At 65.2% G+C, this 14,268-nt stretch carries 4 protein-coding genes; all 4 read right to left on the reverse strand.

Annotation, left to right across the window (positions count from 1 at the left end):
• Nucleotides 1-4: 4 nt before the first annotated feature.
• The 4 genes from DL86_RS04005 to DL86_RS04020 are packed head-to-tail and all read right to left on the reverse strand — an operon-like array spanning nt 5 to nt 14,095.
• Nucleotides 5-1,153 carry a RuBisCO large subunit C-terminal-like domain-containing protein gene (locus DL86_RS04005; RefSeq protein WP_051952638.1) on the reverse strand — a complete coding sequence of 383 codons (1,149 nt, stop codon included), beginning with the start codon at nt 1,151-1,153 and terminating at the stop codon, nt 5-7.
• Nucleotides 1,150-4,059 carry a condensation domain-containing protein gene (locus tag DL86_RS04010; RefSeq protein WP_051952640.1) on the reverse strand — a complete coding sequence of 970 codons (2,910 nt, stop codon included), beginning with the start codon at nt 4,057-4,059 and terminating at the stop codon, nt 1,150-1,152. Before DL86_RS04010 ends, DL86_RS04005 begins: the two co-directional genes overlap by 4 nt.
• The gene (locus DL86_RS04015; protein WP_036258642.1) at nt 4,056-12,119 is read right to left on the reverse strand and encodes a hybrid non-ribosomal peptide synthetase/type I polyketide synthase; all 8,064 of its coding nucleotides are present in this window, start codon (nt 12,117-12,119) and stop codon (nt 4,056-4,058) included. The genes DL86_RS04010 and DL86_RS04015 overlap by 4 nt, the downstream gene beginning before the upstream one ends.
• Entirely contained in the window at nt 12,116-14,095 is a 1,980-nt protein-coding gene (locus tag DL86_RS04020; RefSeq protein WP_051952641.1) for a non-ribosomal peptide synthetase, read from the reverse strand. The genes DL86_RS04015 and DL86_RS04020 overlap by 4 nt, the downstream gene beginning before the upstream one ends.
• Nucleotides 14,096-14,268: the final 173 nt, after the last annotated feature.

Raw genomic sequence — 14,268 nt, forward strand, 5'->3', positions numbered from 1 at the left:
ACGGTTATGAGCGCAGACCGCCATAGTCGTGTTCGGCGACGGCGCGAACAAAATCGGCGGTCGTCGCCGTGATCGCGTCGCGCGCTTCGAGCAGCCCGCCGCCGATCAGCAGCATGACGTCGGCGCCATAAAAATCGAGCATTTCGGGCGCGCGCCGCACGGTCATTCCGCCCGCCGGCGCCGGAGCGCTCGGGCGAAGGCCGTCCCAGACGCAACGGAGCGCGTCCGAGATCCCTGCGCAGGTCGCGGCGGAATAGCCGAATCGTCCGCCATGATTGGGAAAGATCACCGCATCCGCGCCAAAAAGCCGGAACAGCTTGGCGAAAAGGATCGGCGAAACGCGCGCGGCGCCAGTCATTGTCGGATGCGCCAGAAATGCGAAATCCGGATTGGCCTGGCGCAAGGCGTGAAAATTCGAGACGCCGGCAATCATCGGCCCGATCAGAACGGTGTCGAGCCCCTCATCGCGGGCGATGCCAAGCTGGCGCTCCATCTCAGGGTAAGAACCCGACAGGCTCGGCGCGTAGCGGGTCGCGCATCCGCTGATTGCGGCGGCCTCGCGGATCGCGCTGGCGCAGGCGCGAACCCGCTCGGAAAAAGGACTGTAGGACTGGTTCGCCAATCCATGATCGTCCTTGATGAAATCGAGCCCGCCGAGGGCCAGCCGGAAGGCGAGCTCCGCCAGCTTCGAGGCTGGCAGTCCCTGCGGTTTGAGCGCCGAGCAGGTCAAGGCGCGACCCTGCGCCATCGCGCGCTGGCGCAGTCCTTCGAGACCGTGATGCGGACCGCCGAAAGCCGCCGCGAGCAGAGACTCCGGCGCGACGATGTCATGAAGGATGACGTCGTCATGCAGCGACGTATTGCCAAACAGCATATTGATCAATTGGCCGGCGTCGTCGCCGATCGTTGCGGCCGCGAGATCGATGCGCACATCGAACCAGCCATCTCCGCAATCCTCGATCGCTGCTACTTGTCCCACGATATCGGCGAGAACGGCGCCATCATCGATCGCCGCCAGCGGCATTTCCACGCTTTGCTCGACCGCAATGGCGAGCGCCCGGGCCTCGATCGAGGCAGGCGCGCCGCGCACCTTATAAAAGGCGCTGAGTCTGGAGCCCGGGAGCTCCGCCCCGGGCGGAGCTTGATCCGTCACGCCGTTCGCCAGACGGAACGGTCGCGTTCGGCGTCGACCATCTCGAGCAAAGGCTGCAGATGTTCGACAATCCGGTTCGCCCCCTCATCCTGGAACATCTCCTCGTGCCAGCCCGGGATGTGGAACAGAAAGAAGCGGCCCTTCACCAGATCCGTCCAGCCGAGGTTAGGATCGGCAAAACGCGTAATGACTTCATCGCTTTGAAGGACAACCACATCTCCGACCGACGGTGGCGTTCGATAATGGTTCCGCGCCACTTCGAGCGTGCGCAGGAACAGCCAGTCCTCCCGGTCGACGTTTCTGACCCGCGCACTCTTGATGAGGCGCAACTTGGCCGCAAGATCCAAGATCCGGCTCTTCCGAATCAGCGTATATGACCCGAGAATATCCATGAACGACTCCTTGCCGGTCCGGACGAGCTTGATCCGGTGGCGGAGGACATGGAAGCGATAATTCCAATGGTAGATAAAGCGCCTGAAAAACGGCAGCCCCTTCAAATAGCCGGGCACCCAGATGTCGGACATGATGACCAGCGGAACCGATTCGCCCGCCCGCGCGAGCTGCTGCGCGGCTTCATAGGCAATGGCTCCGGCCACGCACAGGCCGAATAATACATAGGGTCCATGCGCCTGCGCCTCGCGGATCACGCGGACATAGTCAGCCGCGATTTCGCTTAAGCTGCGCGGCGTCTCGGGAAGCGGTCCATCAGGTTCGATCAAGGGAATGCCGAGAAACGGCCGATCCGTGCCGATCCGTCTCGCGAGATTGTAATAGAGCACCGTATTGTTGATCGCCAGGATCGGCGTCTTGTCGCCCTTCGGTTGAATCTGGACGACGGTGGAGGGTCCGGGTGGCGCTTCGGAGCCAGCCAGGCAGGCTGCGAATTCGCGCAATGTCGGCGCCTGGAAAAGAGTCACGACATCGATCTTGACGTCAAAAGCGCTTGAAACGCGGGCCATGAGCCGGATGGTCAGCAAGGAGTGCCCGCCGAGTTCGAAAAAATTCGAATCCGGGCTAATTTCCGCGACGCCGAGAACGTCGCGCCAGATCGCCGCCAGCTTCATTTCGACCTCCCGCAGCCGGGCGGCGGAAGGCCCGGCTGGCCCAGGCGTCCGCTCAGCGCTCCGGGGGGCGGGCGGCGGCGGCAGGCGCGCAAAATCGACATCGCCGCGCGATGTGCGCGGCAAGGCGAGGAGGATGCTAACGCCGCTCGGATGATTTCCCGTCGGCGCCGCTTTTTCGAGATAGGCCATCAGCTTCGAGGGCAAAGTCTCCAAAAGAGCGCCCGAGTCCGGCGCGGGCGTCACATAAGCGTAAGACGCTTCCGCCCCAGCCAGCCCTCGCCCGCCCAGCCCTTGGCCGCCCAATTCCGCTCGGTAGGCGACCGCCGCCTGCTGGACATCTGGGTGAGCTGCGAGCAACGCCTCGATCGCGGCGAGGTCTTCGCGCAATGGGCGCGGGGCGATCGCGTCGCGAACCGGCGGGGTGAGCGCCGATAATCTCGCGCTCGGAGTCGCGACCGCGAACTCGAAAGCGGAGATCAGAAACGCAAGCATTGCCTCGGCCGTGCGCCTTTCGAACAGATCCGGGTTATATTCCACCGCCATCCGCCAGCCGCTGGGCCAATGGACGAGGAAAAAGAAGAAATCGTAGAGTGACCCGGCGGAAAGCGAAGGTTGTCCGCTCAACTCGAAGCCGCCATAGATTTTGTTGTCCATGACATCGCGTAGGACGGTGAAATTGACCGAAATCAACGGCGTGCGTTTGGGATCGCGCGGCGGATTGAGGATTTCGACCAGCTTGTGGAACGGCATCCGCTGATGGATCAGCGCGTCCTGAACGGTCCCGTTGACCTGCGTCAGGAATTCGTCAAACGTTGGGTCGCCCGACGCATCGAACCGCATCACCAGATTGTTGATGAAGATGCCGATCATGGTCTCGAGGTCCGGATCGTCGCGGCCGGCGATCTGGGTCCCGAAAATCACGTCAGCCGCGCCGCTATAGCGGTGCAGCATCGCTCCGGTGACGGCGCAGGCGAAGCTAAACAGCGTCATATTATGCTGTCGCGCCGCCTCCTCCAGCCGTCCGCCAAGCTCTGGCGGCAGGACGGTCGCCAGGATTTCGCCGCGGTAGGTCGGCCGCAAGGGTCGCGCGTGATCGGGGACCAGCTCGAAATAGGGCGCGCCGCCCAGTTTGCCTTTCCAATAGGCGACTTCCGCGTCAAAGCTGCCGCTCGCGAAATATTCTTTCTGCCAGCGGCAATAGTCGCCATATTGCAGCGAAGGCGCGGGGAGATCTGGACTGCAATTGGCGTCGAGCGCCGCGGCGATCGCGCCGAATTCATGCGCTAGGACGCGGATGGACCAGCCGTCGAAGGCGATTTGATGCACGCTCACCAGCAAGATCGCATGATCGGCGGAGAGGCGCAGCAAGGTGACGCGGATCAGCGGCAAGCGCCGGATGTCCATTGGCAGATGCGCTTCCCGCCTGCCAAGCGCCAAGGCTTCGTCGAGGCGCTCGGCCTCTGGAATGATGGTCAGGTCGATGACGAGCAGCTTGAACGCGTAGCTGGCGACGACCTCCTGCATCGGCTCGCCGTCCTTTTCGAAGAACCGCGTGCGCAGGATTTCATGCCTGTCGATGATCGTCTGAAACGCCTGCTCTATCGTCGCAGGGTTGAAGCGCCCGTTGATCTCCCAACGCAATGCGACGTTAAGAGCGGCATTGCCTGGATTGAGCGAATCGATGAACCAGCAGCGCTCCTGAGAGGATGAGCACGGAAAGACCAACGCGCCAGCGGCGGACGCTGGTCCGCCGCTGGTTTGAGCCTCCGAAACATCCGCTGACGAAATGCGCGTCAGCGGACCTGTCGCGTCTGGACGCGACTCAGGGACGCCACAGCTCATGCAGTGGGTTCCCGCGCCGCTTGCGCGCTCCGCCTGAAACTCCGTAGCGACGGCGCCGCCGCCAGAGCTGCCGTCAGCGCCGATCCAGCGGATGATTCCTCCGCGGCCTGCGCGAGTTCCGCGATCGTCGGATGCCGCATCACGTGTTTCGCCTCGAGCCCTATACCCTGGTCCATCATTTTTGCCGCGATGCGGAACAAGTGGATGGAGTCCGCGCCAAGAGAAAATAGATTGTCATGAACGCCAACGTCATCGAGCTGTAGCACATCGCTCCAGATCTTGGCGAGCTTGGTCTCCACTGGAGTGCGCGGCGGCGTCACGACGCGATCCGGAACGGCAAGGGCGGCGTCTGGCGCTGGCAACGCCTTGCGGTCGAGCTTCCCATTTGGCGTCAACGGCAGGCGGTCGAGGACAACCCACGCCGCCGGGACCATGTAGTCGGGCAATTGAGCGGCGGCGGCGCTTGCAAGCTCGGCCGGGACAAGCGTTTTGCCTGCTTCCGCCACGACATATCCAACGAGGCGCGGCGTTCCCCCCAGTGGGGAGGCGATCGCCGCCGCGCAGGCGGCAACCCCAGCGCTGCGTCGGATGACGGATTCGACTTCCTCAAGCTCGATGCGGAAACCGCGCAATTTGACCTGCGCATCGACCCGCCCGAGGACTTCGATGGCGCCATTTTGCAGCCGCCGCGCGAGGTCTCCGGTGCGGTAGAGACGGCGCGGCGCGCCATCCGCGAGGGCGATGTCGAAGAAGGCCTCGGCGTCAAGGTCGGGGCGTTGGAAATAGCCGCGCGCCAGCCCATCGCCGCCAATGAACAGCTGTCCGACGACGCCGGGCGCAGTCAGTTCGAAATTGCGGTCGAGGACATACAACTGGGTATTCAGGACCGGCTCGCCGATCGTAATCGGGCCGGGACCAGGCGAAACCTTGCCGATGCTGGACCAGACGGTGGTCTCGGTCGGTCCGTAGACATTCCAGAGCTCGCCGCCATTTGCGAGGAGCATGTCCGCGAGGTCGCGCGGCAAGGCCTCGCCCCCGCAGAGCATTTTGAGCCCCGGCCGTGGACGAAAGCCGGCTTCGAGCAGCATGCGCCAGAGCGAAGGCGTCGCTTGAACCAGGGTGGCCTGCGATTTCTCGATGCGGGTTACAAGACCGAAGCCGCCGGTGACCTCGTCGCGGCTCGCGATGACCACCTGCCCGCCCGTGATGAGCGGCAGGAACAGCTCCAGCCCAGCGATGTCGAAAGCGATGGTCGTCACCGCGACCAGCACGTCGCCCGCGCCGAAACCGGGAATTCGCGCCATCGACCAGAGCAGGTTGACGAGGGAGCGATGGGCGATTTCGACTCCCTTAGGCGTCCCGGTGGAGCCAGAGGTGAAGATCACGTAGCATGTAGCCTCGGCGTCGCCGGTCGCCGCCACGGGCGGGCTCGCCGGATTGGCCGCGATAGCTTCGGCCTCGACGTCCAGCCTTACGACGGGAAGGCCCGCGGCGACCGAAGCCGTCTCCGCGCTGTCGCAGATCAGGGCCGAGACGGCGGCGGCGTCGAGCACGAGGCGGAGCCGCGCCGCCGGATAATGCGGATCGAGCGGCACATAGGCGTGGCCCGCTTTCAGGATCGCGAGCAACGCGACCAGCATGTCGAGCGATCGTTCGGTCGCCAGCGCGATGCGGCCACAGGGCTCGGGAACGATGCGCCGCAAATGATGGGCGAGGCGATTGGCCCTCGCGTCGAGTTCGCGGTAGCTTACAACCGTCTCGCCGCAAACCGCGGCGATGGAGTCGGGCGTCCGTTCCGCCTGAGCCGCGAAGAGTTCATGCAGCGGGCGCAGATCGAGATCGCGCGCCGTTGTATCATTCAGTCCGTCGATCAGACGCGCGCGCTCGCCCTCAGACAGAAGCGGAAGCGCCGAGATCGGCCGCGCGGAATCGGCCGCGATGGCGTCCATAAGCGTGTGGAAGCCGCCAATCCAGCGCTCGATGGTCGCCGCGTCGAACAGGTCGGTGCTGTAATCGCAATCGATGCGCAGCCCGCCTTCTTGTTCGGTGATGTTGAAAAAAATGTCGAAAATAACGAACCGCTTCGGATTGGACTGCGCCTCGATCTCGAGCCCGGGCAGATGGATCTTGTCGCCGAGGCGTTCGAGATTGAACTGCACTTCGACCAAGGGCCGCGCGCCCAGCCCATGCGGCAGATCCAATTTGCGCACCAGCGTGCCGAGGGTGAAGCTCTGGTTCTCATAAGCGGCGAGCACGATCTGGCGGGTCTTGGCGAGAAGCTCCGCCGCCGATGTCCCCTCCTCCCAGCGCCCGCGCAAGGGAAGGAAATTGACGCAATGGCCAACAAGGCTATCGCCTTCCGCGAGCGATTGCCCGGCCGCCGGAATGCCGACGACGACCTCTTCTTGACCGGCCAACCGCCCCATCAGGGTCTCGAACGCCGTCAAAAGCGCGACGAATAGAGTGCAGCCCTGACGCGCGGCCGCCTTGCGGAAGCGCTGCGTCGATTCCGCATCGATCATGCGGGTCAGGGTTGCGCCGCGGAACGTCTTTTCCGATCGACGGGGCCGGTCGGTCGGGAGATCGAGCGGTTGCGGCGGAGGCGCGAATTGGGGCAGCCAGAACGCCTCGACGGCCGCGCCCTGCCGTGCTTGCCGCGCCCGCTCCTCGGCGCCGTAGCGGCCGAAAGACAGGGGCTCCGGCAGATCGGCGGGCGCCCCGGTGCGGGCGGATTCATAGAGCTTGGTCAGTTCGTCGATAATGACGTTGAACGACCATCCATCGCAAATGATATGATGTGCGGTTAGGACCAAGGCGTGATCGTCGGCCGCGCGGCGCACCAATTGGGCGCGGATCAAGGGTCCCTTCGCCAAATCGAACGGCGCCGCCGCATCCGCCGCCAGCAGTTCGCTCCAGGCGGCCTCCGCCGCCTCGCCGGGCATCGCCGCGAAGTCGAACTCGGGAATCGTCAGTTCGAGGACGGGCGCGATGCGCATGAGTCCGCCGGCTGGGTGGAACGAGGCGCGCAAGGCGTCATGCCGCGCGACCACCTCGTTGGCCGCCCGGCTCAAGGCCGCGCGATCGAGAGCGCCCCGCAGCCGCAGGGTCATGGATTCATTGAAAGCGCAAGAGGCCTCGTCGGAAAGCTGAGCGGCGAGCCAGATTTCGGTCTGCGCCTCGGTGAGCGGCGCATCGGAAATGGCGGCCCCGGGAGCGGCCGGCATGAAGTCGGCCTCCTGCATCGCGATGATGCTGCTCTCGAAGGCCTCGGCGATCTCCGCGATGTCGGCGTCGCTATGCGCCGTCGTGAGGAAGCAGGGGTAATGGTCTTGGATGTAAACGCCGCGCTCGAGCATGTGCGGATAGAACAGGCTGGCGAAGCGGCTGGCCCCCGCGAGGCTGAAGAAAAACAAGCTCCCGCAGGTTTCGATATGCGCATCGACGCCGCGCTGCTTCAAGAAGCCGTTGAGGCGCCCCACCAGCGCCGCCGTGCGGGCGGTGAGGCCTTCCTGCAGCGCCGGTCCTTGGCTCTTGAGATGGTTGAGAACCGCCCATACCGCCGCCAGCACGAGCGGATGGCGCACGAAGGTTCCGGCGAAGAAGGTCATCGCGACTTCGGGATAGGAATCGTCGCCGTAGCGCCACACCCCGCCGTCGAGCGCGTCCATGAAGGCCGCCTTGCCGGCGAGGATGCCGACCGGCAGGCCGCCGCCGACCACCTTGCCATAAGTGGCGAGATCGGCGCGGATGTCGAACAGCGCCTGCATGCCGCCGGGATGCATTCGGAAGCCGGTCACGACCTCGTCGAAAATCAATGCCGAGCCCGCCGCCGCCGTGATGGCGCGCAGTTCCTTCAAGAAGGCGACCGGCTGCAGATCGGGATGCCGGCTTTGCACCGGCTCGACCAGAACGCCGGCCAACTCATCCGCATGGGCGCGAATCCACTCCAGCGATTCCGGCGCGCCATAGGGCAGCACCACCATGTTCTCGACCGACTCCGAGGGAATCCCGGCCGCCGCCGCCACCGAGCGCGCGACGCCCGAGCGCAAGCTTCCCTTCACCAGCACTTCGTCGAACTGGCCGTGATAATCGCCGGTGAAGGTGGCGATGCGGGACCGGCCGGTGACGGTGCGCGCAACCCGCATCGCCGCCATCACGGCTTCCGATCCGGTGTTGCAGAAAGTGACCCGCTCATTGCCGGTCATTTCGCTGAACAGCGCGGCCACCTTCCCGGCCATCGCCGCCTGCGGTCCAATCGCAAAACCCCGATGCAGTTGTTCGGCCACCGCCTCGACGACGAAGGCCGGCGCATGGCCAAACGCCGTCTGGCCATAGCCGTTCACCAGATCGATATAGGCGTTGCCATCGATGTCATAAATGCGGGAGCCGGCGGCGCGATCGCTCACGATCGGAAAGACGAGATCCTTCCATTCCTGCCGAAAGCCCGCGGCGGCGCGCGGATCGGCGAGAACGGGCCGGTGCTCGCTCGTCAGGCGTTTCGAACCGGGCGCGCGAGCGTTGAAACGCTCCGTCAGCGCGGCGAGTTTTTCTTTTTGAAAATCCGTCATCGGGCCGGTCGGCGCATTGCGGGCCTCGGCGAGCATCTCCAGACGGGATTTTCCCTCCGCCGGCGGCGGCGACGCCGTCACTGGGGCCGCAACAGCCGGCGCGGCCGGAGTCGGGACGACCGCGCGAGGCTGTTCCGCCGCAGGCGCTGGCGCCGGGGCGCCGCCGCGCAAGGCGTCGAGCTGCTGCGCCATAAGCCGGCTCATCGTATCGAGCTGATCGCGGATGATCTGTTCCATGGTCCCGGCTCCGGCGGGTCCGAGAGCCGGCGGCCGAGCCGGCGCGGTCAGAGCGATCGGGGCCGACGGGACCGCGGCGGCCGCTGGCGCGGCGAGAGCGGGGGCCGGCGCGGCGGGAGCCAACTCGGGCGGCAGATGCGCAGCCAGATGCGCGGCCAAGGCCGGTATAGTCGACAAATCGCTCAGTAATTGGCGGAAGGTCAACTTGACTTTGAAGTCGCGCTGCAACTGCTGCGTGACTTGGCTGAGGAACAGCGAGTCGAAGCCCATTTCGAGGAAACTCGTCTCGGGGGCAACGTCCGCGATCGGTTCGCCGGAGAGGTTTTCCAAAAGCGCGACAATTTTGCCTTGTAGCTCGACGCCCGAGGAGGCCGCTGGAGCTGCGCTGGACGGTGGAATGGTGGCTGTTGTTGATTGCATTGTAAAAAATGTCTCGGCAAAAGATTTTTCATCGATAGATTTGGCGGTTGCGCTAGACGGCAATTGTCCTAGCTCAACCACGCCTGATTGAACAGGCGCCAACGCGGCGCTGTCGGAACGGACAGGCTGTGGGGGATCGATCCAGTGCCGCGACCGCTCGAAGGGATAGGTCGGCAACGGAACCCGCAACCGCCTGGCGCCCGCATGTAGACCTTGCCAATCGATCGCCGCGCCGGAACACCATAGCTGCGCCGCCGAGCGCGCCATTACGTCGTCATCGGCCTCGGGGCGGGAGGCGTCGGGCAGCGAGGCGAGCACTGCCGCCGCGCTGGTCCCGGCGCCGGCCTGACGCGCCAGGGTGGAAAGGGTGATGCCTGGCCCGACCTCGAGCAGAATTGCACGGCCGGCGGTCGCGGGGTCGCGGAGCAAGGTCGCCAGTCCGTCGCCAAAGCGCACCGGCGCGCGGCAATGGCGCGCCCAATAGTCCGGCGATGTCGCCTGCGCGTCGGTCAGCCAGCCGCCGGTGACGCTTGAGATGCAGCGAAGCCTTGGAGGGGCGAACCGGATCTTGGCGAATTGCTCCGCCAGCGCCGCCGCCGCCGGGTCCATCATCGGCGTGTGAAAGGCGTGCGAAGTATGCAGGCGCCGGCACATGACGCTGCGTCCGGTCAGCGTCTCTTCAAGCGCGGCGACGGCCTCTTCCGGCCCGGCCGCAACGCAAAGCATCGGTCCATTGATCGCGGCGAGCGCCAGCGAATCGGTCAGCAAGGGAGCAAGATCGGCCTCCGGCAGGCGCACCGCCAGCATCGCGCCGCGCGGCATCTCCTGCATCAGCCGGCCTCGGGCGGCGATCAACGCCAACGCGTCCTCATGCGAGAAAACGCCGGCCACGCAGGCAGCGACAAATTCGCCCACGCTGTGGCCGATCATCATCTGTGGCTCGACGCCCCAACCGCGCCAGAGCTGGGCCAAGGCATAGCTCACGGCGAACAAAGCAGGCTGGGCGATTTCCGTCGCCTGCAGCGCTTCGGCGGAAAACCGCGCCGGCTCATCGCCGTAAAGAAGGGCGCAGAGATCATGGCCGATTGCCGGTTTCAGGATCTCGGCGCTGCGCCGCATGCTGGAGCGGAATGCGGCCTCGGCGCGATAGAGATCGCTCCCCATGCCTGGATATTGCGCGCCCTGCCCGGGGAACATGAAGGCGATCGGTGGCGGAGCCGCGCTCGGCCGCCCGGAGACGAGGCCGCGACCGGCTTCCAGCGCCGCCGCGGCGGCCTGCCGCGCCGACGCGTCGCCGTCCCGACAAATGACCGCGCAGCGATGGGCGAAAGCGCGCCGCCCGACCTGCTGGGTATAGGCGACGTCGGCCAGCGGCAGTTCAGGATGCTCGGCAATATGGCGACCCAGGGTCTGACGCGCCGCCTCGAGCGCCGCTTCGCTGCGCGCCGAAGCGACGATAATCTGAACCGACCTCAGCGGCGCCTCGGACTGAACCGGCGGCGCCTCCTCCAGCACGACATGGGCGTTGGTTCCGCCGACCCCGAAGGCGCTGACGCCCGCCCGCCGGGGCCATTCACCGCGCGGCCACTCGCGCCAGGCGGCGTTCACATAAAAGGGGCTGTCCTCGAAGGCAATATGCGGATTTGGCGTCTCAAAAAACAGCGTGGCCGGAAGCTGCGCCTGCTTCAGCGCCAGCGCGGTCTTGATCAGGCCGGTGACCCCCGCGGCCGCGTCGAGATGGCCGACATTCGGCTTGACCGAGCCAAGGGCGCAGAAACCGACGGCGTCGGTGCTGCCGCGAAAGGCCTTGGTCAGGCCGGAGACTTCGATCGGATCGCCGAGCGGCGTTGCGGTGCCGTGGCATTCGACATAGCTGATCGTGCGGGCGTCCACCTCGGCCGCCGCCAGGGCCGCCGCAATGGCGTCGGCCTGGCCATTGGCGCTCGGAGCGGTGAAGCCCGCGCGCGCGGCGCCGTCATTGTTGAGCCCCGCGCCGCGGATAACCGCATAAATATGGTCGCCGTCGTCGAGCGCATCCTCCAGCCGCTTCAACAGCACGACCGCGCCGCCATTGCCGAAGACCGTTCCATCCGCCTTGGCGTCGAAGGTGCGGCACCGCCCTTCGGCGGAGGCCAATGCTCCCTCCTGGGCGAGATAGCCGCGCCGCTGCGGCAGCGTGATCGAGACGCCGCCCGCGAGCGCCATGTCGGATTGGTACAGCATCAGGCTCTGGCAGGCCTGAGCGACCGCGACGAGGGAGGTGGAGCAGGCCGACTGCAAGGTAATGCTCGGCCCGCGCAAGTCGAGCTTGTAGGACACCCTGGTGGCGAGGAAATCTTGCAAGGTCCCGAGCAATTCGGGGTAGCCGCCGACCTGATAATTGCTGGTGAAAAGATCCACAGCCGCGCGATCCTGACACACATGGCGCAGGAAATAAGTGTTCATGCTGCAGCCGGCGAAGACGCCGATGGCGCCGGCATAGGCGGCCGGGTCATAGCCGCCATCCTCCAGCGCCTGCCAGGCGCATTCCAGGAACAGGCGGTGCTGCGGATCGGTGAGCTCGGCCTCCCGAGCATGCATGCCGAAGAAACCCGCGTCGAACTGCTCCACCCCGTCGAGGATGGCATGCGCGCGGACGAAATTTGGATCGTTGCGAATGGCCGGCTCGAAGGAATCTTCCAGTTCGGCATCGGTGAAGCGAGAGATCGACTCGACGCCCTCGCGCAGGTTGCGCCACAAGGCGGCCACATCAGCAGCGCCGGGGAACCGGCCCGCCATGCCAATGATGGCGATGCCGGAGAGCATCGGGGATTGGTCGCGCGCGTCCTCTTTCATCGCGCGGTCGATGCCCGGCGCTGCCAAATCTTCCGCAGCGCCTCGTTCTGACGCAGCTTGCGATCCTGGAAGTTGGACACCGGCGCCGCGCCGCGGTCCGGGTTGTGGAGGCGCGCCGCCAACGCGCGGATGGTGGTGTGTTCGAATAACGACGTCATCGGCACCTCGTCCTGAAACCGCGCCCGGATCTCCTCGTGCAGCGCCATCAGGTCGAGCGAGCTGCCGCCAAGATCGAAGAAGTTTGCGTCTAGCCCTACATAACTGACTTTCAGAATCTTCCGCCAGATCGAGGCCAGCTCCGCCTCGATATCGCTCGCCGCCTGCGCGAGGGGCACAGCGCGTTCGGCTTGGCGGTCGGCCAGAGGTTCGGCTGGGGCTTCAGCCTGAGCTTCGGCGCCGGACCACGCCGGCGGAACCGGCAGCGCATCGCGATCGATCTTGCCGTTCGGCTTCAGGGGCAAAGCGTCGAGAATGATGATTTGCGCCGGCGCCATATAATCGGGCGCCAGCTCGAGCAAGCGCCGCCGCAACGCGGCGGGATCCGGCTTCGCGCCCGCATGCGCCGCAACATAGGCGACGATCTGGCGCTCGCCATCGGCGCGGGCGCGGACGATTGCCGCCGCATCGGCGACTTCCGGCAGGCGGCGCACCGTCGCCTCCACCTCGTCCAACTCGATCCGCTTGCCATTGATCTTGACCTGCCGGTCGACGCGGCCGACGAATTCCACCACGCCGTCGGCGCGTTGCCGGACGACATCGCCGGTCCGATACATCAGACAGCCCGGCTTGCCGCTAAATGTATCGGGCAAGAACTTTTCGGTCGTCAATTCCGGGCGGTTGAGATAGCCGAGCGCGACGCCCTCGCCCGCCGCGAAAAGCTCGCCAAGCTCTCCCAGCGCCGTCGGCCGAAGCTGGTCGTCGAGCACATGGACCCTTGTATGGAGGATCGGCGGTCCGATCGGCACCGGGGCGTCGGCCGGCGCATCCCTCGGAATTGCGTAGCAGCAGGTGAAGGTGGTGTTCTCGGTCGGTCCATAGCCGTTCACCAGAAGGCAATCGGGCAGAGCGTCCAACAGCTTGCGCACATGCCTCGGCGAAAGAATGTCGCCGCCGGCGATCAACTGGCGCAGCGGGCGCAATATCTCAAGGTGATGATCGACGATCGCGTGAAACAGGCTGGCGGTGAGCCAGGCGGTCGTCACCTTGTGCCGCGCGATGGCCTCGCCGATCTCGCTAAAGCTCGGATGCGCCGATGCAACAACCGCGATCGACGCGCCATTGAGCAAGGCCGCCCAGATTTCAAAGGTGGACGCGTCGAAGGCGAGCGGGGCGAGTTGCAGCACCACGTCGCTCGGTCCGAGATCGACGAAATTGTTCCAGGCCAGACGGACGACGCCGCGATGGGGAACCATCACGCCCTTGGGCCGCCCGGTGGTTCCCGAAGTATACATGACATAGGCGAGATCGTTAGGCCCCACGAACGCGTCGAGCGGCGCGGCGCTCTCCCGCCCTATCGCGTCGGACTCCGCGTCGAGCAGGATGGTCGGCGCCGCCCAGGGCCTGGACTGGCCCGGCGACGAGAACATTTCCGCGGCGGAAACGACGGCCGCCGGCCGGGCGTCTTCCGCGATAAAGGCCAGATGATTGGCGGGATAGCTCGGATCCAGCGGCAAAAACGCCGCGCCCGCCTTCAAGATCCCCAGCATGGCCAGGATGGCTTCGGGCGAACGATGCAGGAACAGCCCGACAAGATCGCCGGCGCCGATCCCCTTTCCCCTCAAATACCGGGCGATTTGGTTCGATTGAAGATCCAGATCGGCATAAGAAACGATCCGCGCGCCGCAAACGATCGCCGGACGCGCGCTGGCTTCAGGGTCCTTCGAAACAATATCAAGAAGAGACCCATGTATTGTGGCCCTCGGATCGGAGGCCGGGGCGCCCGAAGTTAAATCGTCCTGCCCGAAACGACGCGACATCCGTTGATACCTTGTATTTGCAAGTTATTATCTGGGATTTACAAGTGATTGCCCGCCGAGGCAGGCCCGCCATCTTCCTCAAAGCCAATTCCCGGTTTCTCCAGGCATTTTTTGCGCTTGCAACTAGAACGAAAGCCACCCACTTGGAATTACTCAAAAACACACGCGCATTA

The sequence above is a fragment of the Methylocapsa aurea genome, from assembly GCF_000746085.1.
GTDB lineage: Bacteria > Pseudomonadota > Alphaproteobacteria > Rhizobiales > Beijerinckiaceae > Methylocapsa > Methylocapsa aurea.